This is a genomic window from Haloechinothrix salitolerans (assembly GCF_042662605.1).
Taxonomy (GTDB): domain Bacteria; phylum Actinomycetota; class Actinomycetes; order Mycobacteriales; family Pseudonocardiaceae; genus Haloechinothrix_A; species Haloechinothrix_A salitolerans.
The window spans coordinates 5388109-5412530 of the sequence record NZ_JBHSXX010000001.1; the positions used below are offsets into that span (position 1 = coordinate 5388109).

General features: G+C 63.3%; 22 protein-coding genes and 1 pseudogene. 5 read left to right on the forward strand and 18 right to left on the reverse strand.

Annotated features, from left to right (window positions below):
• Positions 1–109: 109 nt before the first annotated feature.
• Complete coding sequence (locus ACFQGD_RS25625) at positions 110–1705, forward strand: PucR family transcriptional regulator (protein WP_345402472.1); 1596 nt, start codon at positions 110–112, stop codon at positions 1703–1705.
• Positions 1706–2045: 340 nt separating this feature from the next.
• On the opposite strand, the gene ACFQGD_RS25630 is transcribed toward ACFQGD_RS25625, so the two are convergent.
• The 17 genes and pseudogenes from ACFQGD_RS25630 to rutA all read right to left on the reverse strand — a co-directional run bounded on the left by ACFQGD_RS25630 (position 2046) and on the right by rutA (position 19509).
• Positions 2046–3077, reverse strand: coding sequence for a zinc-binding dehydrogenase (locus ACFQGD_RS25630; RefSeq protein ID WP_345402469.1), 1032 nt, complete (start codon positions 3075–3077; stop codon positions 2046–2048).
• Between the two features lie 199 nt (positions 3078–3276).
• Entirely contained in the window at positions 3277–4683 is a 1407-nt protein-coding gene (locus tag ACFQGD_RS25635) for an amidase (protein ID WP_345402466.1), read from the reverse strand.
• A gap of 22 nt (positions 4684–4705) precedes the next feature.
• Complete coding sequence (locus ACFQGD_RS25640; protein ID WP_345402463.1) at positions 4706–5641, reverse strand: polysaccharide deacetylase family protein; 936 nt, start codon at positions 5639–5641, stop codon at positions 4706–4708.
• Positions 5642–5647: 6 nt separating this feature from the next.
• Positions 5648–6577, reverse strand: a complete 930-nt coding sequence (locus ACFQGD_RS25645; protein ID WP_345402460.1) for a polysaccharide deacetylase family protein — start codon at positions 6575–6577, stop codon at positions 5648–5650.
• Positions 6578–6585: 8 nt separating this feature from the next.
• Positions 6586–6972, reverse strand: a pseudogene (locus tag ACFQGD_RS25650) (transposase); the annotation flags it as partial.
• Between the two features lie 42 nt (positions 6973–7014).
• Positions 7015–7284: a hypothetical protein gene (locus tag ACFQGD_RS25655; RefSeq protein ID WP_345402457.1), complete on the reverse strand. Its 270-nt coding sequence runs from the start codon at positions 7282–7284 to the stop codon at positions 7015–7017.
• A 531-nt stretch (positions 7285–7815) separates the two neighbouring features.
• Positions 7816–8628, reverse strand: a complete 813-nt coding sequence (locus tag ACFQGD_RS25660) for an IclR family transcriptional regulator (RefSeq protein WP_345402454.1) — start codon at positions 8626–8628, stop codon at positions 7816–7818.
• Positions 8629–8714: 86 nt separating this feature from the next.
• A complete protein-coding gene (locus ACFQGD_RS25665) occupies positions 8715–10643 on the reverse strand; it encodes an ABC transporter permease (protein WP_345402451.1) in 1929 nt (642 codons plus the stop codon).
• Positions 10644–10703: 60 nt separating this feature from the next.
• Positions 10704–11897: an ABC transporter substrate-binding protein gene (locus tag ACFQGD_RS25670; protein ID WP_345402448.1), complete on the reverse strand. Its 1194-nt coding sequence runs from the start codon at positions 11895–11897 to the stop codon at positions 10704–10706.
• 68 nt (positions 11898–11965) lie between these two features.
• Positions 11966–12721, reverse strand: a complete 756-nt coding sequence (locus ACFQGD_RS25675) for an ABC transporter ATP-binding protein (RefSeq protein WP_345402445.1) — start codon at positions 12719–12721, stop codon at positions 11966–11968.
• Positions 12718–13419 (reverse strand): ABC transporter ATP-binding protein, encoded by a 702-nt coding sequence (locus tag ACFQGD_RS25680; protein WP_345402442.1) that lies wholly within the window; start codon positions 13417–13419, stop codon positions 12718–12720. Before ACFQGD_RS25680 ends, ACFQGD_RS25675 begins: the two co-directional genes overlap by 4 nt.
• A 128-nt stretch (positions 13420–13547) precedes the next feature.
• Positions 13548–14696 carry an acyl-CoA dehydrogenase family protein gene (locus tag ACFQGD_RS25685; protein ID WP_390221153.1) on the reverse strand — a complete coding sequence of 383 codons (1149 nt, stop codon included), beginning with the start codon at positions 14694–14696 and terminating at the stop codon, positions 13548–13550.
• Between the two features lies 1 nt (position 14697).
• A complete protein-coding gene (locus ACFQGD_RS25690) occupies positions 14698–15564 on the reverse strand; it encodes an HpcH/HpaI aldolase/citrate lyase family protein (RefSeq protein ID WP_345402437.1) in 867 nt (288 codons plus the stop codon).
• Entirely contained in the window at positions 15554–16042 is a 489-nt protein-coding gene (locus ACFQGD_RS25695) for a MaoC family dehydratase (protein WP_345402435.1), read from the reverse strand. The genes ACFQGD_RS25690 and ACFQGD_RS25695 overlap by 11 nt, the downstream gene beginning before the upstream one ends.
• Positions 16039–17232: a CaiB/BaiF CoA transferase family protein gene (locus tag ACFQGD_RS25700; RefSeq protein WP_345402432.1), complete on the reverse strand. Its 1194-nt coding sequence runs from the start codon at positions 17230–17232 to the stop codon at positions 16039–16041. Before ACFQGD_RS25700 ends, ACFQGD_RS25695 begins: the two co-directional genes overlap by 4 nt.
• Positions 17233–17485: 253 nt before the next feature.
• A complete protein-coding gene (locus ACFQGD_RS25705) occupies positions 17486–18424 on the reverse strand; it encodes a carbon-nitrogen hydrolase family protein (protein WP_345402428.1) in 939 nt (312 codons plus the stop codon).
• 2 nt (positions 18425–18426) lie between these two features.
• The gene (gene rutA / locus ACFQGD_RS25710; RefSeq protein WP_345402425.1) at positions 18427–19509 is read right to left on the reverse strand and encodes a pyrimidine utilization protein A; all 1083 of its coding nucleotides are present in this window, start codon (positions 19507–19509) and stop codon (positions 18427–18429) included.
• A 267-nt stretch (positions 19510–19776) separates the two neighbouring features.
• Between rutA and ACFQGD_RS25715 the strand changes: the two genes are divergently transcribed.
• The 4 genes from ACFQGD_RS25715 to ACFQGD_RS25730 all read left to right on the forward strand — a co-directional run bounded on the left by ACFQGD_RS25715 (position 19777) and on the right by ACFQGD_RS25730 (position 22615).
• Entirely contained in the window at positions 19777–20286 is a 510-nt protein-coding gene (locus ACFQGD_RS25715; RefSeq protein WP_345402422.1) for an NADPH-dependent FMN reductase, read from the forward strand.
• The gene (locus tag ACFQGD_RS25720; protein WP_345402419.1) at positions 20283–20786 is read left to right on the forward strand and encodes a flavin reductase family protein; all 504 of its coding nucleotides are present in this window, start codon (positions 20283–20285) and stop codon (positions 20784–20786) included. Before ACFQGD_RS25715 ends, ACFQGD_RS25720 begins: the two co-directional genes overlap by 4 nt.
• 14 nt (positions 20787–20800) lie before the next feature.
• Positions 20801–21376, forward strand: coding sequence for a 3,4-dihydroxy-2-butanone-4-phosphate synthase (locus tag ACFQGD_RS25725; RefSeq protein ID WP_345402416.1), 576 nt, complete (start codon positions 20801–20803; stop codon positions 21374–21376).
• Between the two features lie 255 nt (positions 21377–21631).
• Positions 21632–22615 (forward strand): LLM class flavin-dependent oxidoreductase, encoded by a 984-nt coding sequence (locus ACFQGD_RS25730; protein WP_345402413.1) that lies wholly within the window; start codon positions 21632–21634, stop codon positions 22613–22615.
• 601 nt (positions 22616–23216) lie between these two features.
• Here ACFQGD_RS25730 and ACFQGD_RS25735 read toward each other — a convergent pair.
• Positions 23217–24422, reverse strand: coding sequence for a dihydrolipoamide acetyltransferase family protein (locus ACFQGD_RS25735; protein ID WP_345402411.1), 1206 nt, complete (start codon positions 24420–24422; stop codon positions 23217–23219).

The following is a 24422-nucleotide window of genomic DNA, read 5'->3' on the forward strand; positions in this document are numbered from 1 at the left end:
CCGTCGTGAGGCACCATCGTGACCCAGCGAGACCTCAGATGCGGCCGACAAACTGTATGATCTGCGCTAGATGTCCGTCAGATTGTCAGGCCCGGAGGTGGGCGGACGCATGACCGCACTCTCAGTCGCTGATGTACTGGCGACACCGGCTCTACGTGCCGCAGGCCCGACTGTCCTCGCCGGCGCCGACGCACTCGACAAGCGGGTGCGATGGGTGCACTCGGCAGAACTCGCGGATATCGCTCCCCTGCTCCGCGAGGGCGATCTGTTGTTAAGCACCGGCATCGCCATGCCCGACACCTCAGACGAGCTCCATCAGTTCGCGACCAGCCTCTCCGAGGGCGATGCAGCCGGACTCGTGATCGAACTAGGTCGCCGGTGGCAACATCTGCCCCGCTCGCTGATCCAGGCGTGCGAACAACTCGGCCTGCCCTTGGTTGCGCTGACCAGCGAGGTGCGGTTCGCCGCGGTCATCCAGGCGGTGGGCGAGCGACTCATCGCATCCCAGCTCACCGAACTGCGCGAAGCCCAGCGAGTGCACGACACCTTCACCGAGCTGAGCATCGACGAGGCCGGCCCCGAAGAGATCCTCGCCGCCGTGCAACGGCTCTCCGGCGCGACGGTGGTTCTAGAGAGCGAGCAGCACCAGGTGCTGGACTACCGGTCCGGGCCGGACGACGTTGCCGACTTCCTCGCGAACTGGACCACCCGCTCCCGACACGTTCGGGTTGAAGGCCGCACCACTTGGGACTCCGATCTCGGCTGGCTCGTCACCCAGATCGGCAAGCGCGAGCGGCGCTGGGGGCGGCTGGTGGTGCAGACACCCTCACCGCCGCCGGAACGGATGGTGGCACTCGTGGAGCGAGCCGCTGCTGCGCTGGCGCTGCACCGACTGCACGATCGGCAACGCGACAGCGTCGTACGCCGTGCGCACCACGAACTTCTCGTCGGCCTCTTGGCAGACCCGACCGTGCCCGACCTGTTACGGCGATGCGAGGTAGCAGGGCTGCCCACCGAGCGTCGCCACTTCGTCGGGATCACGCTACGCCCCCGGATCGATCGAGCCGTGGAAGGAGGCGGCGCGCTTCTCATCGATGAGGCCATCGCCGCAACCGTGCACTCCGCACACGAGATGCAGTTGCCAGCCCTGGTCAGCGAACTCGATCACAACGTCCGCGCGCTGGTGTCGCTACCCCGATCGGTCGACGCGGATCGTGTGGTCGACGACCTCGCCGCACGGGTGGCGCGCCGCGTGGCGGTGCTCATCGGCGCCGGACGCCCCGCACCCCGTCCGGCAGAGATCGACCGTACGCTACGCGAATCCCACCAGGTGGTGCAGTCGATCCGGGACACCAAAGCCGACGAACGCGTCCACCGCCTCGACGACGTCCACCTCCGCGGCCTGCTCGCCATGCTGGCAGAGGACGACCGCGTCGCCACGTTCGTGGACCGCGAACTCGCCGCACTCCGCGAGTACGACGAGCACTACGGGAGCCATCTGACAGACACCGTCCGCGCCCTGGTCACCCACCCGACGAGCAAGGCCGAAGCCGCAACCAGCCTCCGAGTCTCCCGGCCCGTCTTCTACGACCGGCTGGCCAAGGCGAGCCGGGTAATCGGCGCCGACCTGGACGACCCCGACATCCGGGCATCACTGCACGTCGCGCTGCTCGCGGACGAGATCACGGGCGGCTCCGCCACCTGACCGTCGATCAGTGAGCGCACGTAGTCAGCGGCAGTGATGTCCACGGTGGCTCCCGTCGCATGACGCGCCCGGGCCGATGCCAGGAACACTGCGATCTCGGCAACCTCCTCCGGAGGGGCAGGCTCTCTCAACGAGAGAGCCCCGACGACCTCGTCATCGACCGAATCCGCGGCGAGGTCTGTGGTCACCCAGCTCAGCGCGATCCCGTAGGCCACAACCTGGCCCAGCTAAGCTGTGGGCGATCCGTCTACCCAACGCGAAACAGCTGGCGCATGCCCGTCCGCTCTTCAAACGCGGACCGAGACACGGGACGCGTCGAAGACTCCACCGGACCTTACCCTCACAAGAGAAGAGCCACCTTGCCGAACCGTTCTGGCGATGCTAAGCGCTCGTGCGCCGCTTGAACCTCGTTCATCGAGAATGTTGTGTCTACAATGGGTTGCAGCCAATCGGAGCCGATTTTCGGCAGGAACTCTCGCACCTCGGACATCGAAGCTGTGTGGCAGCCACGGATGTCGACCTCGTTGCGATGAATGCTCACGAGTTGCACTTCAGCCGACCTTCCCGAGTGGCTTCCCATGCAGACCAGGCGACCACCATGTCGTAAGGCATTGATCGATCGCTGAAAGGTGGCGCCGCCAACCGTGTCGTGTACGAGGTCTGCGCCTTTACCATTCGTGAGTTCTTTAACAGCGTCGTGCCAATCATTCCTGTCTGCATAGTTGACCGCATGATCGGCTCCGACCTCCAGCGCTCGACCGCACTTTGCGTCCGAGCCTGTGGTCGCGATCACGGCAGCTCCGACAGACTTTGCGACCTGGATGGCAGCACTCCCCATGCCGCTGCCCGCACCGACGACCACGACTGTCTCGCCCGATCTTAGGCCACCACGCGTTAGCAGCATGTGCCATGCGGTCATATATCCCACAACCGATACAGCGAGTTGCTCCCACGAAGGCTGTGGCGGCGCAAGTAACGCATTCGCGGCCGGCAGTGCTATGTACTCGACGTATGTGCCATCGCAGTGCTCGCCCACGATGCGCAACTCCGGGCAGCGACTGACCTCGCCCGACGCGCATGCCGGACATGCATGACATGTGAGCATCGGCAGTATCACCACTCGATCCTCAACCTTGTGAGTGGTGACTCCCTCGCCAACTGCGACCACCTCGCCGGCACCTTCGACACCCGGCGATATTGGGAGTCGCTGCTGCCTCTCTATCTCGATGAACCGCCCCTCGCGTACTAGAATGTCTGCTTGATTTAGGCCGGCAGCACGCAACCGTATAAGTACTTGCCCCGGCAACGGAGATGGTATGGGCACGTCTTCTACGCCCAACTGATCTATGCCGCCGAACTGACGCACGCGCACTGCTCGCATTTTAGTTCCTTCCTAACCTGGACTTTGTGGATCACCGCCACTCCGAGAGTCCGTTCAACATGAGCCACAACAACTGAACCCTCTACCTGGTGTCGGGAATGTCGCTCATCGCCAGCGCCTCCCCTAAGCGGACGCATTTCGTGACCCACGAGGCAACGCTCATATGGATATGGGACCTCGGCGCTCCCTATCACGCCGCAGCAAGCAGTTCTGCCATCCATCGGCCGTACGAAGCGAGGCGCGCATCATCACCGGCCTGACCCATTATCTGAACCCCTAGGGGCAGTCCATCAACAGAGAGCATTGGAACGTTGATGGCAGGAATGCCCAGCATAGACGCCGGAGTATTGAATACCGGGTCACCGGTCGGCCACAGAGCCGGTGACAATTCGGGCGACTCCCCTTCCCACTGCGGCGCTGGTCCGGGCGACCCCAAGGTGACGAAGACGTCTACGTCTCGACGCAGACTCCGGAAGACCGTCTTGGCTTGCTCGCGAATACGTGTCAGACGTTCGTAGCCGCTGGGCCCGAGGTTCTCGGCGACCGTCAGCCCGCGCTTGGTGCGATCGCTGACGCCATCTGGGTTGCTCGCAAGAATGTTTCTCAGCTGCCACTGGTTTTCCCAGGCGGTCATCGTGGTGGTGAGTTCACTGCAGCCCTCAAGCCGATCCTCGAGTTCCTCGATTACCGGGTGCTCTTCTGCTCCAATGAGAGTCACACCGGCGGCCTCGATGGCCTTGGCAACGCGTGAAATCCCTCGCTTCGCCGCGTCAGATGCCCTATCCCATCCCTCGGTTTTCAGAGTAGCGACAGTAAGCGGACGGTTCGCGGGGGGACATGCGGTCGGGCCAGACAGCCGTGGGAAGCCAGGGTCACCTCCGGTCAGTTCGGCCACGACTCGTAGCGTGGTCCACATGTCCTCAGGCGAGTTCGCGTGCGTGCCGTGGGTGCTCATCGTCGTGGCTTGACGCTCCCCGCGGTGCACTGCTCCTTGGGAAGGTTTGATCGCCCAGTTTCCGCAGAAACTTGCCGGGCGAATGATGGATCCTCCGACCTGGGTACCGACCGCGACGGGAACCATGCCTGCGGCCACTGCGGCGGCAGACCCGGAGGACGACCCTCCGGGGCTATGGGCGAGGTTCCATGGGTTCTTGGTCGGCCCGGGGTGCGCTCCGCCTAGTTCTGTCGTGACGGTCTTGCCCACGATCACCGCCCCGGCTTGCCGGAGTGCCCACACGATGGCGTTGTCCCGCTTCGGGAATGCGCCCCGGAAGGCTTCGCACCCCATCTGAGTTGGCATGTCGCGCGTCTCGAGCAGGTCCTTGATACCAACCGGCATGCCGTCGATGGGTGAGAGTTGGCGCCCCTCGCGCCAGCGCGCCGTGCTTGCGTCCGCCTGCTGTTTCGCCAACTCGGCGTTGAGTTCGACCCATGCCTTCACGTCGGACTCTCGGGTGTCGATCACAGCCAAACACTCCTCCAGCATGTCCCGTGGCGTGAAAGTTCCCGATGCGAACGCTGGCACGGATTCGGCGAAAGTCCGCGCGTGAGTGCTCCCGACTTCGTAATTCTGGGCTGTTAGCTTATCGTTTGGCATCCTAGTTCTCGTTTTCCCGCTATTAGTTCAAGCTGTCTTCGTAATGTGTCCAGATCTCTTCTGAAATCGACACGTCCTCGAGTGGCTGCAGAGTTCTCCAATGGGCAGTACACTCCCGCGCCGTAGGATTCCACCAAGTGCCATCTCTCATCACGTCTGCCAAGAGGGTGTCGAAACGCCACAGTCGATGGGGCCAGGCGATGGCGTGCGGGTGCACGGTAGCGTTGAAGACCAACCCTCGGTTTTGCTGCGCACGCAGTTCACGTCGCCAGTTACGTTCGAGCGCATCCATGTGCTCGAGCCCGGTTCCTCTGGCCGGGAACAGCAGGAAGAACTGGTCGTCGAAGTGGTAGTAGTAGGGCATTGACAAAATGCCCGCCGACTTCTGTGCATCGGTGAGCCAATAGTGCGGTCGGTCGTCCACGGTGCTGTTGCCGAGGTACTCATAGCCGTGCTTGACCAACAGCGCGACCGTTTGGTCGCTAAGTCCACCTCCGGCGTACTTGTCCGATGGGCGCGGCAGGCTGAACCAGCCCCATGGCCGGTGACCAAGCGCCTGACCAAGACTGTCGGTGGTGCGCGCCAACCGCGCCTCCTCCTCATTCTCGTCAAGCAAACTGGGATCCTCGTGTACCCATCCGTGCGCTGCCACCTCGTGACCTTCAGACTCGAGGCTGCGCAACAGCGGCGCATAGGCTTCCGCCATTACGCCGGGAACTGCGAATGTCGCACGGACAGCATGTTTACCGAGCGTTTGACGCAGTACGTCCATTCCGCGATTCATGCCATAGAATGCCTCGGGCGTCTGAAAGTCATGGAGTCGCAGTCCTTCGGCGCGACAAGTGGGAGAGAGGTCGATCGTGAGCGTGAACGCAGCTTTCTTGACGCCTGGCCACGTCACTTGCTCATCGGCAAAGCAGCGTTCGTCGGAGACCGTGTATCGGTTTTTCCATGGCATGGCCCCTCAGCTCCTTCCAGCGCCAAGCATGTGTCGTGCGACGTCGGCGCAGGTCGAGAACCAGACGCCGTCGAATGACTTCATCCGTCGAATGAGTTCATCGAGCATGTCGATGCGCAGCGAACGTCCCGAGAATTCGGGGTGTAGACAGAGGTTCAAATAGCCTCCGACTTTATATTGCTGCTGGAAGGCGTCCCACCAGAGCTCCAACACTCGGTCGCTGTCTGCCATGCGCTGCGCACTATTCTCGGTGTTGAGCCAAGCGAAGTTGAAGTACATGGCGTCATCCCACGTATAGTGGAATGGGAGGCTGACCAGTTCCGTGCCGCTGTCGGTCGTGACAAAGTGGGGCCGATCGTCGGCAGCATCATGCGAGTTGTAGAGGTAGCCCAACTCGCTCATCAGATCGGCGTCGTGCCAACTGCGACTCCCTATTGGCCGGATGCCGGTTGTGGCAGCGAGTGCATCAGCCGTGCGGACCAGGTGTGCCCGCTCGATCTCATAATCGGCAGGAACACGGTGCTCCCACATGTGGTCGGCGACCTCATGCCCGTCTGCGGCAGCTTGGCGGACCGCATCCGGGTAGAGCTCGCAGATGCGTCCTGGCACAAAGAAGGTCGCGGAGACATTGTGCCGCCTGAAGAGCTCAAGCAAGCGCCAGACGCCGACTCGGCCCCCGAACTCACCCTTCCCAAGTTGCATCGGCGGTTCGTCGAGCAATTTGCGGAGCAGCATGGCATCGAAGTCGACGGTGAGATTGACCGCCACGCGGTTGGCGTCTGGCCACTCGATCCTGTCAGGAATTCGGTGATGCGATGCGTGAGCCTCAACGACGTCGACGACTTGTTCGGGAGACTTGATGATGCCTTCGCCGCCCGCCGTTTCGTGAACCGCGTTTTGAGCATGTGGGGACGGCCGCGACGCGCTGGTGGCCATAGGCACTCCTAAGTAGGTGTTGGGAAAGGGGTTATCTGGTGTGAGCGGGTTGCCAGGGGCGTCGTGTGTGGGGGGGCGGGTGCCAGGCGTCGGGCCATGAGGCCGATCACGGACCACTTGACCATGGCTTCGGCATGTTCGGGGAGACCTTCGTAGTCGCGGCCGAGGCGACGGCAGCGCACCAGCCAGGACAGGGTGCGTTCCACCACCCAGCGACGCGGCAGGACCTCGAAGGTGCGCTGTCCCTCGGGTTTGCGCACGATCTCGAGCAGGATCCGGCAGCGCTGCTGAACCCAGGCGACGAGCTTGCCCGCGTAGCCACCGTCGGCCCACACCAGGGCGATCGAGGGCACTGCCATCTTGGCTCGTGCCAGCACCCGTCGGCCGCCGTCGCGGTCCTGCGCGCTGGTCGCGCCGGGTCGTCGCGAGCCGCCGGGTCAGGCTGCGTCCGCCATGCGAAGCGCAGCAATGCCTCGTTCGGTGACGGTGACCTTGCGATCGAACGGGCCACGCCCCGGTTCGATCACGACGAGACCCAGCCCGCGCAGCCTGTCCAGCTCGAGCTCCTGCCAGGAGGGCACCAAGCCCGCCTCGTCACCGTCAGGCCCGCGCCAACGGTAGCCGGCGGGGCCGCCCCACCGGCCGGTGTGGAACAGCAGGTTGCCTGCTGCTGCATCGTGCAGTGGTTCAAGCTCTCGGTCGGTCATGGCGCACCTCTCAAGTCTTGTCAAACCAAACTATGACGTATCATACAGCGGCACAGTGTTCCGTCAAGAAGCACGATCGAAAGAATTGCTGAGAGGATCGAGTACTGGACTTAGCGACTCCCGCTCATCCCGCGCGGGTGCACGCGTTCACCAGTTCCCACGCGGGATGGCTCCCTGGGAGCGGCGCAGTCAACGACACGAACGTGGCACCGAGCGTCTCCTTCCACTCACACAAGGGCGTCGCCCCAGGCGAGCGGACTCAAGTCAACGCCTGATCGAGGACACCGGATTTGGATCCTCGTGCGCAACCGGTTCTCCAGCGCAACAGCCATTGCGCGCTCGCGACTGAAGCTCGTCTCCTCCGGGATGGACGCCTTCGAGTATCCCTCGCGCCACGAATCTTCGTCGGCCATATCGGCTGGCCCGACCGTCGATCTGCCGGGCCACAATTCTCGCGAATCAGACAGCCCAAAGTGGGCTCAAAGCCGTAGAACCGTCAACGTCAACCAGTTCGCTTTTGGCGCCAATCCTTCACGGCAGTTGGCTACACACTTCGGTGGCGGCCGCACGGACGCTCTCGCCTATAGCCGCCGCTACCTCCTCGGTGACCCTGAAGTCGGGAATGGAAATGACGAGAGCTGCTAACGGTTCACCGGCGCCGTTTAGGATCGGGGCGGCAACGGCGGCAACATGCGGACGCCACCATGACGAGGGGTTGAAGGCGTATCCTCTTTCGGCGGTACGGCGCACCTCGCCCATCAACAACTCTGGGTCAGTGACTGTGGTGTCGGTGAAGCTCTTCAGATCGCCATCGAGAATGGCTGCGGTCTCTTCTTCTGGAAGACGGGACATAATGGCGATACCCGATGAGGTCGCGTACAGCGGTGCACGCGTGCCCAGCGCCACATACGTTCTGATCGTTTGTGAACTGTCCTCTCGAGCTGCAACGATGCCCTCGTCGTCATCGCGCAGCACTAAGTGGACCGTCTCATTGGTTTCCGCGCATAGGCGCCTCATCACCGGCTGCGCTACTGTCCGAATGTCCCACTCGCCACTGGCACGCAGCCCGATGCCCAGCGCCTTCGCGGTCAGTCCCCACCGCGACCTATCGACCATACGCAGCCAACCGGCCGATTCCAGCGTCCGGAGGGACCGCTGGACTGAGCTCTTGGGGAGGTCGACGTGACGCGAGAGTTCAGAGACCCCCACCGGCTGCTGATGCGAGACCGCCTCCAAGATTCTGAGGGCGTTCAGCACGCTCACCACACCGGCACTTTGCCGTGTCGGCCGTGTAGCGGCCTGCGTGTCGTCCAGCACCATGTCTCCCCCTCGTTCATCAGCCATGTGCACTGCCTTCCCCTGCCCGTACCGGGGACAAACTCCGCTCCGCCCGCACGCTAACAAAGCCCGGAACTCGGCACTTGGCCAAGTCATGCGATTACGAGCTTGTCGTCGTCTAACGCGACCTCCTCGTCGTGGGCCTCAAGGTTGCGCGCTCGTGCTAGCGACTCACGTAGAACGAGAGCAAGGATAATCGCAGTCCCGAAGATAACGGCACTTAATCCTCCAGCAGAAGCCAGTGCGAACGGCAGGACGACTACCAAAGCCGCACCGAGAACCGGTCCGACGGCGAGTGAGTCCTGCCCCGCCACGGTAGCAGCGAGCAGCACGTAGACACTGGTCCACAGCGTGAAGGACTCCGGCGTGACGACACCGACCTGGAATGCTGACAACGCGCCCGCAAATGCGCCCGCACCCGCGCTGATAGCAACCGCTACGACCGCCAGTAAGCGTGTGTCGTACCCAAGTGCCGATGCACCGTCGTTGCTGTCACGGGCCGCGCGGACACGGATGCCCAAAGAACTACGGGCAATCACGACCAGCACGCCCAACGCAACGGCAGCACACGCCAACGACAGCAGCCACAGGTCGTACGGCTCAATCAGGGAGCGACCGGCCAGCGACACAGGGGGCAAGATCAGGCCGACCTCTCCCCCGGTCACGCCGGTCCATGATCGCGCCAACTCGGTCACGGCCAGCGTGAACTGCAAGGTCATGATCGCGAGATAGAGCCCTGAGATCCGGAGGATGCTCAACCCGAGTGCCGCCCCGAGAAGCACGCCCACAGGTACCGCAGCCACGATGGCAAGAAGCGCGGGCAGCCCGGAGTGGAGTGCGAGGTTCGCGGCGACGAATCCTCCCACCAGCATAAAGCCGCCTTGGGCCACTGCTAGTCGTCCGGAGAGGCCAGATAGGAACTTCTGCCCGGAAACCGCGATCGTCATAGCGAGAGCGGATGCGCCGACGAAGATCCACGCGGTTGGCATCAACCTTGGCACCAGCACCAGACCCGCTAGCAGAACCGCCGCCACCGCGATCAACCCCGGCCGACCCACGGTTAGGCGGGCCGCGCCCATCCCCCGCACCGTCCAACCAGATCGGACAAGCGCCCGGGAGAGCTTCAGGTTCGTACCGGCCTCGATAGAAACCCGATTTGTGGTGGCTAGACGCTCTCCTCCCAAGAGTCCGGTGGGCCGCACCAGATATACGATGGCGAGCACGCCCAATGACACCGCGGGGACGTATTCCGTGCCTAGGTAGAAGGAAACGCCAGCAACGACGATTCCATACAGAAGGCTGCCGAGTACAACGCCCCCGAGGGTTCCGATGCCGCCGAGCACCACAGCCGTGAACGCCTCGATTAGGAATCCGGTCAAAAAGTTGGGGTCGAGCTGCGCTGCCATACTGATCGTCAGCCCCGCCACGCCCGCAGTCATACCGGCAAAAGCCCAGACCATCGATTGCAGTCGCGACACATTGATGCCATTGAGCGAAGCCGTGGCGGGGTCGTCAGCGCAGGCGCGCAGAGCCAGCCCCATCGACGTCCCTCGCAGTAACAGCGAAAGCATCGCAACGACGGCGAGGGAGACGCACAGGGCTACCAATTCGAACTTTCCGACAGTGGCTCCGAGCACCGATACCGCGCCCCCTAGGGCCCCGGGTTCTGACAGCGGTTGGGGGCTCTCACCCCACACGTAGCCCGCGAGACCAATGAAGGCGAGGGCAGGTCCGAAGGTGGCCATCGCTGTTGTCAGCTCTGCCGCTCTGGGCAGGTATCGCGCCAACAACACGGAGACCACCACGGCGAGTACGCCGCCGATCGCTGCCGCCGCGAGGAAGGCGACTACGGGGTTGTGACCGTCCCGCAGTATTTGCCAGCCTACGTAGGCGGCCAGCGTGGCGATCGCACCGTGGGCGAAGTTCACTGCGTGGGCGAACCTGATGGTCACGACCACTCCCAGTGAGATGGCGAGGTAGAGACCGCCGGTCACCAAACCGCTCAGAACGATGGTCCACATGTCTCAAACTCTCAGTTCTCTTGTGCTGGCTTTGAAAAGCTGTGCGCCGGGGTAAGCGCCTCATTCGACCTTGACAAAGTCACCGTCCTGCACCTGGTACAGCGTGAAGGTCGACGTGTCCTCACCGTCCAGCGAGTCGTGTGCCTCCTCGGTCCAACCCACTTGGTCGAGAACGCCAATGGACTGGCCACCCAGCTCCTCGAGCGCAGCAAGAAAGTTGGCAGACGTCAGGCTCTCCTCCGACTTGGCGGCCCGCTGGATGCCGGCCTCGATCAAGGCGCCGGCATTCCAGCCGACCATGCCGAGAACCGACACCGAGCCGGGCTTATACTGCTCCATGGTGTCGCGGAACTCCTTCACGGCTGGGGAAGAATCGTTGAGGAGCGGGAAAAGACCCGTGACGTAGAGACCGTCCGCGGCCTGACCGGCGAGTTCGATCATGCCCGCGTCCAGGTTCCCGGAGTACGCAACCATCGGTACGTCCAAGCCAGCTTCTTGAGCAGCCTTGCGCAACCCCGCGACACCCTGCTGCGCCACCTGAAGGATGACGCCGTCGGCGCCACTGCTGCGGATCTTCTGGACTGCCGGCGTATAGTTGCTCGATGACGAAGGCATCTGAATGCTCTCCACCAGTTCTGCGCCCTTTTCGTCCGCGTACTCGGCGTCCGAATCGGCAGACTCCTGCGCAAAGGTTGGGTCGTACACGAGGGCGAGCTCGGAGTGCCCCATTTCAGTGAGAGCATCGATCGCCGCGAAGCTTTCAGTGGTGTAGTCGGTGAACAATCCGTATGCCGTGTCGAGGTCGGCCGCATCGATGGCCGCTCCGCTAGAAAGTGCGAGGACTGGCATATCCGGCTGGTTGCGCAGAACCGACGTTGCGCCCGTGAAGGCGCCCGAACTGACGACACTCACGGCGAACGGGTCATCCGAGAGCAGCGTCCGAACCGATTGGGCGCCTCCGTTGACCGTGCCTTGATTGTCGACAACGTTCGTTTCGACGGTGTAGCCCGCGACACCACCCGCCTCGTTAACCTTCTTGAAGTACGCTTCCAAGCCGTCCGCCGCTTGGCTGTTGATAGCGAGTGGACCAGTCTGCGGAGCCGAGATACCCAGAACGATCGTGCCGCCTGCAGAAACAGAACCGTCGTCGGCGGCGCTTCCGCCACAACCAGCGACAGCCACAACGGTCATTACCGCTGTGGTGGCCGCAACCAATCGGCGTATCCGATGCTGGCCGGGTTGGGGTCGAATCATGTCAATCTCCTTGCAGGGATGCGTAGTACTTCTTTGGTATTTATCGATCTACCGGGGCTTGCGCCGCTCTAGAAACCGCCGAGGTAGGCTTCTAAAACGACCGGGTCGTTACTCACGAAGTCCCAAGGGCCTTGACTGATGACCGCGCCCGCGGCCATGACGTACAACCAGTCGCAGATCCCGCTGATGAACTCCATGTCGTGCTCAATCAGCAGCACGGTGGTGCCCACTTGGTCCACGTGCTGTCGGAGCAACTGGCGGACGACCTTGCGATCGGCGACCGGAACGCCGGCCACCGGCTCGTCGAGCAGTAGCAGTCGCGGTTCCGCGGCCAGAGCACGGTGGAGTTCGGTCATCTTTCGCTGACCGCCGCCTATTTGTTCGCCGCGTCGGCCCAGAAGGTGCCGGAGCGACACGGGCACCTCGCGCTCACTGCTTCTTCCGTTGGCGGCCTGGCGCCTACCTGGACGACGTCGGCCGAGCATCAGGTTCCGTTCGACACTAAGCGAGTCGAAGACCTGAGCAGTCTGAAACGTTCGAATCATCCCTCGCCGTGCGCGACTCGCGGGCCCTTGGCGTAGCAGCTGGTTGCCATCCATCTCGATCCGGCCAGCCGCAGGAGGGGTCATTCCAGTCATGGCATTCACCAGCGTGGACTTGCCGGCCCCGTTTGGACCGATGACGCCTACGACCTCACCGGGGTATGCCGAAAGCGTGAGGTCCTGCAACGCTGCAAAGTCGCCGAACTGTACTGTTAAGGCCTCTACCCGCACGGTCGGGTCGCCTTGCGCGTGGGTTCGTCGGTTCTCTTGTACCTGGTTCACGACATGTACGCCTTTGCCACTCGGTCGTCCTGCTTGAGGTGAGACGCAGACTCAGACATGACGATGTGCCCGCGCTGCAAGACGAAGCCACGGTCGGCGATCTCTAGGGCTCGATGGATCTGCTGCTCGACAACTAGTACTGCTCGGTCGTCCGTCGCAAGCGCGCGGATTGCACCAAAGAGCTCCTCGGTAATGATGGGGGCCAGACCGAGCGACGGCTCATCAAGCAGAAGGACACGCGGGTCACCAAGAAGTGCACGGGCTATCGCGACCATCTGCTGCTGGCCACCCGACAGCCGTCCTCCCAATTGATCCAAGCGGCTCTTCATCCAAGGAAAAGCGCTCAGCGGCTCCTCGAGCATGTTTCCGACGGAGGACTTTCGACGTGCCATGTACTGGCCGAGCAGCAGATTCTCCCGGAGCGTCAAGTTGGGAAAGATCCCGCGGCCCTCAACCACGTGGGCCACTCCCAAACGCGCGATGCGATGCGGAGCCATACCCGTGACCCGCCGCCCGGCGATCGACACGGCACCCCGACGAGTGGAGAGCAGCCCCGAGACGGTGCGCAGCAACGTGGACTTGCCAGCGCCGTTCGGCCCGAGTACGACGACAACTTCACCCGCCTCCACCGACAGGGTCACCCCATGCAGCACTGGCACCAGCCCGTAGCCGGACTCCAGTTCGTGAACGTCAAGCATGCTGTCCTCCGTGTGCCATTATCTGACACATTGTGCCGCGTAGTGAACCATTGAATCTGTGCGCGCGGGCCATGTCAACAGATCGTCACCGCAATCGAAGCTGAAAGTCCGCGAGCGACGTGGGACGCCTACTCCCAGAGTTGACGGCGCTCCACAACTTGTCGCGCAATCACGTTCTTCTGGATTTCGTTCGTGCCCTCGCCGATGAGCAGCAAGGGCGCATCGCGGAAGTACCGCTCGACGTTGAACTCCTTCGAGTACCCGTAGCCACCGTGGACTCGCATGGCCTTCAGGCAGACATCGACACACATCTCAGTCGCAAAGAGCTTGGCGGCACCCGCCTCTAGATCGCTACGCTTCCCGGAGTCGAAGTTCGACGCAGCGATCAGCGTCAGCGCGCGAGCGGCGTGAAGTGACGTGGCCATCTCCGCCAAGTAATTGCCCACCGACTGGTGGCGCCAAATTTGGCGGCCAAACGCCTCACGCTCCTGCGCATACGTAACCGCCTCTTCGAACGCGGCGCGTGCCAACCCAACCGCGCGCGCCGCCACTTGGATCCTGCCCACCTCGAGAGCGCGCATCATCTGCGCGAACCCCCGACCGGGCGTGCCCCCGAGTAGATTCTCATTCGTAACGCGGTAGTCATCGAAGACGAGCTCACACGTTTCGATCCCGCGATAGCCGAGCTTGGGTAGATCACGTGACACTTGGAATCCCGGAGCCTTCTCGGCGAGCAAGATGCTGACACCAGTGTGTGCCGGCTGGGCGTTTGGGTCGGTCTTGCACAGCAACCCGGTCATTCCCGCACGCCGAGCATTGGTGATCCAAGTCTTCGACCCAGTGACGACCCACTCGTCGCCGTCGCGGCGAGCCACCGTACGCATCGCCTGAAGGTCCGACCCGCCGCCAGGCTCCGTGAGCGCCATTGATGAACGCAGTTCGCCTGTCGCCATCTGGGGGAGGTAGCGCTGCTTCTGATCGTCAGTGCCGAACTGCCCGATCAGATACGAGACTACGGAGTGCCCACCCATCGCGCCGGCGAGGCTCATCCAGCCTCGGGCAAGTTGTTCAGTGACCATGGCGAAGGCGGTGGCCGACACCCGGCCCGGGCTGTAGGGCTCGTCGATCAGCAAACCGAAGATCCCCATGTCCTTCATCTCGTCGATGAGTTGCTCGGGATAGGTGTTCTCGGCCTCAAGCTCCCACACCACGGGTTTGACCTTCTTGTCTACAAAGGTTCGGACCGTCTGAACGAGGGTCTTCTCCTCGGGCGAGATATCAAATGTGGTCAAGGTTCTCTCCTGTCGATTGCACGATCCGCTTTGCCCACTCAATTACTGGCTTGTCCACCATCCGACCGTCGACCTTGATCGCGCGGCCTGGTGCGGCGCTTCCAACAGCAGCGAGCACTCTGCGCGCGCGTGCCAGCTCACCTTCCGGTGGTCGGAGGCCCCTGTGAACAGCGTCGACCTGCGACGGATGAATGCAGATCTTTGCGCCGAATCCCAACGCCCTAGCGGCCCGCGCCGCAGCTTCGACGACGGTTGGCTCGCCGAGCTGGGTTTCAGGGCCTTCAACAGGCGGGGGCAGCCCGGCTACGCGGCTCGCCAGCACTATTGGGAACTCGACGTGCCCACGCACACCCGGTGTGTCAAAATCGCAGCCTAGATCCTCGGCTAGGTCTAGATTGCCGCTGACGAGTCTTGACACACCGTCTGCCTGCGCGATCGAGTTGACTCGCGCCAGGCCTTGAGCGGTCTCTACGATCGCCACCACCGGGAGGTGGCCGCCCATCCGGTCACGGAAGGCAGCGACTTGGTCAGCGTGCTCGACCTTCGGGAGCAACACTCCCGACAGACCGTCCAGCGAGCCGAGGCGTGCTAGTTCGGCTAAATCGCGAGAACCAAATGGGCTACCTAACGCATTGAGGCGCAGGAAAACCGACCCATCGAGCACTCCCTGTTCGATCGTCCGAACCACGACGTCGCGGGCCTCGTCCTTGTCGGCGTCGGCGACCGCGTCCTCGAGGTCGATTACCACGGCGTCGGCGCCCGCTTTGAGGGCCTTCGAGAAGCGGTCTGGCCGGTTGCCGGGCACGAACAGCCACGACCGCGCGGTGCAGACGACAGAGGCGTTAGCGCTCATGGGTACTCGGTGCGTGGCCGCGTCGGTAGACCATGACGTGACGGCTGTAGACCAGCACGTCCTCGCCTCGCTGGTTGTAGCCTCTGGTCCGCACGTGGACGATCCCGGCGTGGGGCCGCGACTGGGACTCACGCACCGCAAGAATCTCAGACTCAGAGTACAGAGTGTCACCCTCGAACACAGGGTTAGGCAGGGTGACCGCGTCCCATCCAAGATTGGCGATGACGTTCTGGCTGATGTCCGCAACAGACTGGCCATTGATGATCGCGAACGTCAGGGTAGAGTTCACCAACGGCTTTCCGAACTCGGTTTTGCTGGCGAAGTGGTGATCAAGGTGCGCCCTCGCCGTGTTCTGGGTGAGTAGTGTGAACCAAAGGTTGTCGGTAGTGGTCACGGTGCGGCCCACGCCGTGCTCGTACACGTCGCCGGCTACGAAATCTTCGAAGTAGTGTCCTTGTGAGGACTGGTGGACAGTCATTTACGAACCCCCGCAATCCCATCAGAAAGAAGGCTGTCAATCTCCTCGCTAGCGATGCCGGCCCATGCGAGAACCTCCTGGGTGTGCTGACCCAGGTCGGGGACCGGAGCATTCTGCGGAACGAAGTCTTCGTCAAACTGCGGCGGCAGCACTGCTTGGAAATCGGCGTCGGCTGTCTGAACGGTGAACCACCGATCTGGCGCCAACGCCTTGTACTCGTCAACGAACGACTGAACGTCATTGAGCCGCGCGTTCGCGATGTTGGCCGCGTCCAGCCTGGCGAGAGCCTCTGCCGCGGGCACGTCGCGGAACGCCGCTTCCACTTCGTCGCGGAGCTCAGCACGATTCGCGACCCGAGCCGCATTGTTGACAAAGCGCGGATCGTCAGAGAGCCGTGTACGCAGGAGGACCTCATCACAAAGGCGCCGCCACTCTCTCTGGTTCTGCACGGCCAGCATGACTTGTCCATCTGCGACGGCGAACTGTCCGTACGGCGCAATGGTCGGGTGGGAGGTCCCGGTCCGGCGCTGCTGTGATCCGCCGTGCATTGCGTAGAGCAACGGGTGGCCCATCCATTCGGCCAAGGAATCGAGCAGGGATATACGGACTCGACGGGCGTGGCCGGTCCTTTCCCGTTCGATCAGCGCGGCAAGAATCGCCTGCGACGCCTGCGACCCGGCGGCTATATCGGCAACGGAGATCCCTGCCCTAGCCGGCTGCTTCTCTGTACCGGTTAGCGACATGAGTCCGGACTCAGCCTGGATCATGAGGTCGTAGGCCTTCTTCCCTGCGTAGCGTCCACCAGCGGAGCCATAGCCGTCGATGGTGCATGTGATGAGGTTCGGGTACGTGCTGGCCAGCAGTTCGTCGGAGTAGCCCAGCTTGGAAAGGGATCCGGGCTTCAGGTTGCTGAGGAACACATCCGCTCTCGCCAGGAGCGCTCGCATCACCTTGGTGGCCTCCGGCCGTTGCAGGTCGATCACCACCGACTTCTTCGACCGGTTGAGCCAGGCGAACGCGCTAGCGACGCCGTGAACAACGGAGTCGTAGTCGCGAGCGAAGTCACCACCGTCCGGTCGCTCGACCTTGACAACCGTCGCACCCAGGTCGGCGAGTGACCTGCTCGCCAGCGGGCCCGCCAACGCCTGTTCGGCACTCACCACCACTACGCCTTGGAGTGGCAACGTCATCGTCGTGTTCCTTCCTGTGGCACGCTATGCCGTTAGTCGGCACGACTACATTACACGGCTCCCCGTGCTGCGTCTACAGCGACTTCTCGCCCACTCGATACGAGGTGCCACGCGACCAAAGACAACGGTGAGGCGCCAGTCTCAGCTAGTTGGGATTCCGCCTCGTGATTGGTCGGTTCTGTAAAAGGTGGTACGCGGAACAAACTGGCCATGGTTTTCGAAGCCCTCAGACGAGACGCGCGGGCGACCTCATTCAGTCAGGATGTTCGCGAGTGATCGCGTGTTCGTCCACGGCCAAGGTTGCCAATTGTTCGAGCACGTCGGCGCGCCGGTCGTGGCCGAGCGGTAGGCGATCACGGACATAGCCCACTTCGTCGAGAGCGAGGCAGGCTCGGATGATGACGTTGGCGCGGTGCGCGGGCGCCTGGGCCACGATGTGACCGTCCGGTCGTACTACCGCGGAGAGGCCGAAGTAATCCGCCGTCTCCCCGCCGAGAGTCTCGCGGCCTGCCCTGTTGGCCGCGACCACCCAGGTCTGGGACTCCATCGCGCGAGTCCGCAGCTCGGCAAGAAACAGATCTTCGCGGCTGCCCAGTGAACTCACGATGACGATGACAATCTCCGCACCCAGTAGTCGCTCGACGGCCCAGTATTCGGGGAAACTCCGGTCGTAGCAGATGACGCAGCCGATTCTCGTCCCGGCGAGGTCGACCACCGCTGGCGCTTGCCCTGGCGAGAACCAGCGCCTTTCGTCGACTTCGATTCCGCCGATCCGGGCGACGGGAAGCGACAGTTTTCGGTAGCTCCGGCTCGTGTGGCCGTATGGCAAGTGCCAGGTGATCAGCGCGCCGTTGTTATCCACAATGGCCGCGGCATTGTGGAATATTCCTTGCGGGGTGCGTTCATACAAGCCGAATGCGATCGCGACTCCGAGCTCCGCGGCGAGGACGGCGAAAGAATTGGTGACGTCACCGGGGATCGGTTGTGCCCACGATCGGTAGTCGATGTCCCGGCTACCGCAGAAGTAGGGAGTAGCGGTGAGCTCGGGTAGCACGATCAGGTCGGGAACCCGGCCTCGGGAACCGGGCGCCGCGGCTTCGCGGATGAGATCTCCGAGACGTACGAGGTTTGTCTCGAGGTCAGTCGTAAGTTCGCCTGATTGTACGACCGCGACACTCAGTTCTCGAGACATGGTCAGCGCACCGGTGCCCGGTCCCGCCGGGACTTCATCAACGGCTGGATGCGGGTGCCGAATTTCTCGATGCCGTCAAGGAAGTCGTCGAAGACGAGCATGATGCCGTTGACTCCTTCCACCTGGGCGATTTCGTCCAGCATTCGCGCGACGTTCTCGTACGCCCCGACCAAGGTGCCCATGTTGAAGTTCACCGCACCCTCGGGGACGACCATTGTCCGCGCCGTCGATTTGTCGTCCGCCGTCTGGTCGCGACCGGACTCACCCGCCATGTATGCCAGCGCCTCCGCATCGGCGTTATCGTGGTAGTCACGCCACTTTTCGCGCGCTGCCTCGTCGGTCTCGTCAGCGATCACCATGAACAAGGTCATCGCGCCAACATCTCGGTTGGCCGCTTTCGCTGCGGTGAGAAGCTGTTCAGTGTTCTTCGCGAACGCGCTCGGCGTGTTCACTCCCACGCCTAATAGGAAGTTGAAATCCGCGTATTCAGCGGCAAATTTCGTTCCGGTTGCGCTTTGACCCGCCGCGACGATGTCGATGTGTCCGCTCGCCGGCCGTGGGGAGAGCACGCAGTCCTGCATGTTGTAGAAGTCGCCACGGAAGTCGCTGACGCCGTCGCGCCACAGTTGCTTCATGACGGTGACGTACTCGGCCGCGCGTGAGTAGCGGTTACGGAAATGCTCGTCGCCCGGCCACAAGCCCATCTGGCTGTACTCGGCGGCTGCCCATCCCGTCACGATGTTGACCCCGAAGCGGCCGGGCGCGACCGAATCGATCGTGGCGGCCATGCGCGCCACCATAGCCGGCGGTAGCACGAGGATCGGCGTGGACGCGTAGAGGCGGATTCGGTCCGTCACGGCGGCCAGCCCCGCCATCATCGTAAACGATTCCAGGTTATGGTCCCAGAACTCCGTCGCACCACCGAATCCTCGCAACTTGATCATCGAGAGTGCGAAGTCGAACCCATGGTGTTCGGCTCGCTGCGTGACCTGCTTGTTGAGGTCGAAGCTCGGCAGGTACTGGGGTGAACTCTTCGAGATAAGCCACCCGTTGTTGCCGATGGGAAGGAAGACTCCGATGTCCATTCCAACTCACGTTCCTTAGATCATCCAATTCTACCTACATCGTTCCGAATTACGGCACGACGTTCCAAGTTCTCGAGCTCTCATCTATGCACAGCCTCGGGCACGTGTCAATCCGAAGTGCAGGTACGGCACAACCCCGAAGCCGAAGAAGACTTGACACCAGCCCGGCGTGCAGCAACACTTTCTGTACCACTATACGGAACAGCGGTCCAGAATCCGACCTGGTTGCCTTGCGGCTCCACACTCGCGAGAAGGAGACCAAGAATCATGACAACGACTGTCGTAGTGGGAAACCCCAAGCCTGCTTCGCGAACACTTGGAGCCGCCACGATGCTCGCGGAGGCTCTCACTGATCATGCTCCAGATGTCACCGTCGATCTGACCACGCTCGGCGCCCGCCTACTCGACTGGCACGACGAGGGCGTCGCCAAGGCCGTCAAGACGATCGCCGCGTCCGAGCTGACCGTGATCGCCAGTCCAACGTTCAAGGCAACGTACACCGGCCTGCTGAAGCTTTTCCTGGACCGATTCGCTTCCGGTGACGGGTTGCGAGGCGTCATCGCCGTCCCGCTTATGTTGGGAGCGGGGCCGGCGCATGCGCTCGCGCCCGACCTGCTCCTCAAGCCGGTGCTGGTCGAACTCGGCGCCGTAACGCCCGCACCGGGGTTGTACCTCCATGACAACACATACGCGGACGATGGTCGGATCGCTGAGTACGCCGGGCGCTGGGCGCCAGTCCTCGCAGCACTCCGAGGGGGCAAGGTGGTGGACGAATGAGTACGCGCACCACGGTCGACATCGACCCCACTGGATTACGAGAAGCGTTCGGCCATTTCCCTACCGGAGTCGTCGCGGTGTGCGCGGAGATCGGCGGCGAACGGGTGGGGATGGCGGTGAGCAGTTTCGTCCCGGTGTCACTGGAGCCGCCCCTCGTGGCGTTCTGCGTGCAGAACACGTCGACGACGTGGCCATCATTGCAGCGCTCGTCGGAGATCGGGGTCAGCGTCCTCGGTGAACGGCACGAGCGAGCGGTCAGGTCGCTAGCTGGCGACGCGGCCGGACGCTTCACCGAGTTGCGAACTGAGACACACCAAGGTGGAGCGCTATTCATCGACGGCGCTAGCGTGTGGCTCACGACAGTCGTCACGGACATCACCGCGGCTGGGGATCACCTCATCGTGGTTCTCCGCGTCCGGGCAATGCGAGTTCAACCCACCGTCGAGCCGATCGTCTTCCATCGGAGCGGGTTGCGCCGCCTCGCGCCAGAACGGTCATGAAGGTGGACGAGGCCGTGGCGGCACTTACTGAGGGGAAGCCGGTACTGATCACCGACTCTGCGGACGTCGGCAGCGCCGTGCTCGCCGCCGCCACGGCGAGTGTTGGCTGGGTTGCGTGGATGATTCAGTACACTTCCGGCTTCCTCTGCGCTCCCATGCCAGCGGCCCGCGCCGATTTGCTCGGCCTGCCACCAATGGTCTGCCGCAACCAAACGTCGCACGGGAATCACTACACCGTCACCGTAGACGCGAGAGACGGTGTGACGACCGGAATCAGCGCCGCTGATCGCGCACGGACCTTGCGCGCCCTCGCCGCGCCTGGGACCTGCCCAGCCGACCTGATCCGCCCGGGGCACGTAGTCCCGACGTGCGTCAGGCAGGATCGTTTGCCCGCACCACTGAGCGCCGAAGAAGGTGCGGTGCGTTTGTGCGAGCTCGCAGGCCTGCCGCCCATCGCGGCCAGTGCAGTACTGCTCGCTGATGACGGCGCGATCCTGCAGCCGATCGCAGTCAAGCAACTCGCCGACCGCTATGACCTCGTTGTGCTCTGCCTAACGGACGTTGCGAGTCAGGTGGTCGCACAGCAGTAGGCGATGTGCGCGGGGAACCGAACGTGTCGATCGACATATCGGCGGTGAGCAGACAGCGCCCCAAAGGAGAACACGAGCGCGGTGACCTGGGTTGAAGGATAGTTATCCGGCCCGCGCCCAGGACCACAACCGGGCAATCACGTCGCGTTCGCGCGTCTGGTAACCGGCAGCTTTTTGACTTCTAAAACAAGCGAAGCGCTGTGCTACATAGCAGCATGTATGTACTGCATCGTGGAACAATAAGGAGCCACTGTGATGGAACCCCGGTACGGGCTGGTGTTGTGCAGTCAGTTTCTCCCCGGCGAGGACAGCGCAGTCCGGTTCGCCGAGCAGATCGAGCAGGTTCGCTATGCGCGAGACGCCGGATTCCACTCGGTCTGGGCGACTCAGCACTACCTCGCCAACCCGTTTCAATATCTCCACCCGCTAGCGGTGCTCAGTCGGATCGTTCCGGAAACCGGCTCGATGCGTATCGGGACCGCGATTCTGCTTGCCGCCTTGGCCAATCCTGTTGATCTCGCTGAACACCTGGCCACCCTCGACATCATGTCCGGCGGACGGCTCACCGTAGGACTAGGCCTCGGCTACCGAGCGGTCGAGTTCGACGCGTTCGGCGTGCCACGTGGTGCCCGTTTGCGCCGCTTCCGGGACAACATCGACCTGCTGCGCAGGCTGTGGACCGAGGAGGAAGTCAGCTTCCACAGCGAGGCCTTGACCTTGGATGCAGTGCACCCCGTGCTGCGCCCGGTACAGCGGCCGCACCCGCCGATCTGGCTGGCCGGGCACACCGACGCCGCGCTGCGCCGTACTGCGGCATCCGGTGTGCCATGGCTGGCCGCCGCCGCCCACGTCGACCGTGACTACCTGCGACGACAGGTGTCATTCTTCCGGCAATGTGGCGGTAGGCAGGTCCATGTGCTCCAGGAGATCTACGTCGCTGAGACCGAGCAACAGGCGGTCGACGGTGTGCGCACCGCGTTGGAGACGAAATACCGCGCCTACCGGAAGTGGGGTCAGGACAGCGTACTGCCCGCGTCTCAGCGCTTCGACAAGGACTTCGACGAGTTACGCAAGGGGCGGTTCATCCTCGGAGATCCGCGGCAATGCCGCGCTCAGCTTCGCGCGCTCGTGGCTGACACGGACGCCGGGGACGTGCTCCTGCGCGCGCAATGGCCGGGCATGCCACACGAACAGGTGATGGCGAGCCTGCGACTCCTGACGACCGACGTGCTCCCGTGAACCACAAGTTGTGAGCGTAGGCTTCACACCCCATCTGGGTCGGCGTGTCGGCCGTTCGAGCAGATCCTTGATCACTCGGTCGCGGCGTGGAAAGCATCATTGCTCCGTGCGGTCAGTTCAGGCTGTCCCCGTGGGTGCTGCCAGCTACTCGGCGCGAGGCGGAGTGTCTTCTCTGATGGGTAGGCGCCGAGCCAGTGACGGGCACACTCCCCCGCGATGGCGTTCCAGAGCCCCCGGGCGGGCGCCCACATGGGCGAGGGAGTCGTCCAAGCGTCGAAGCCGGTTCGGCCAGGCAATCGCATGTGTTCCTCTGCCCGATCGAGGGCGCTGATGTCCTCGCAGCGCCAGCCGTTGACCGCGATCTCGTGTCTGCTACGAGCCCAGGCCCGGACGGCCTCGGGGCTGAGCTCGGCGATGCGCCCACATAGTGTCGAGATCGTCGAGCTCGGGACCCAAGTCGCCGTCCTTGTCCACGTCGTTCTGGGCATCGAGAGAAGGCCGTCAGGCTCGCGGGGGTTTAGTCATTGATCAGCTCCTCGGGTGACCGGGGGATGTCCAGAAAACAGTACGGTGTGCTACTAAATGAATCGATCGACGACCATCAGGACAAGACCAGCTGCCACTCCGGGTCGGCGAGGATCTGCCCGATCCGAGCGAGGACCTTGCTGCCCAGCTCGCCGTCGACCAACCGGTGGTCGAACGACAGAGCGAGCTGAGTCGTCCAGCGCAATGCGACCTTCCCCTTGTGCTCCCACGGGGTTCTGCGCACGGCGCCTAGGCAGAGGATCGCGGCCTCGCCGGGGTTCAGGATCGGCGTCCCGGCGTCCACCCCGAATACGCCAATGTTCGTGATGGTGATCGTGCCATGGCCCATGTCCGCCGGCGTCGCCTTGCCCTCGCGCGCGGTCCGGATCAGATCGGTCAGCGCCGACGCGAGCGCGGGCAGGGAAAGGGAGCCCGCGTTCTTGATGTTCGGCACGAGAAGACCGCGCGGGGTGGCGGCGGCGACGCCGAGGTTCACTTCGTGATGCAGCACGATCTCACCGGCTTGGGCGTCCCACGAGGAGTTGATCTCGGGGAACTCACGGGCCACAGCGAGCAGCGCCCGTGCCACCAGGAGCAACATCGTCACCTTGTGCTCGCGGAAGACAGGCTCCGCCTTGAGCTTGTCGACCAGACGGACAGAGCGGGTCACGTCCACGGTGAGGAACTCGGTGACGTGCGGCGCCGTGAACGCACTTGCCGACATGGCGGCCGCGGTGGCCTTGCGCACGCCCTTAACCGGGATCCTGGTGGCCGCTTCCGGCTTGGGGGCCGCCTCCCGGTGTCCGGCGTCGACATGGCGTAGGACGTCGTCTCGGGTCACAACCCCGCCGGGCCCACTCGGGGCCAGTACGCCGAGGTCGACCCCGAGATCCTTCGCGAGCTTGCGCACCGGTGGCTTCGCGAGCGCGTGCGCGGGACCTCGCGGAGCTGCATCCACGTCGACAGCGCGCGTGGCTCGCCTGCGGCGCGCTCCCCCGTTCTCGCTGGGTCCGTAGCCGACCAGAACCGTCGGCTTCGTTTCCGGCTCGCCAATCGTCACCATGGGCGAACCAACCGCGACGGTCTGTCCCTCCTCGACGAGGAGCGCGGCGACCGTTCCTGCGAACGGCGACGGCAATTCCACCGCGGACTTCGCGGTCTCGATCTCGACCAGGACATCGTTGATGCCTACGGTGTCCCCGACCGCGACATGCCATTTCACGATCTCGGCTTCAGTGAGACCTTCCCCGACGTCGGGCAAACGGAATTCTTGTACACTCAT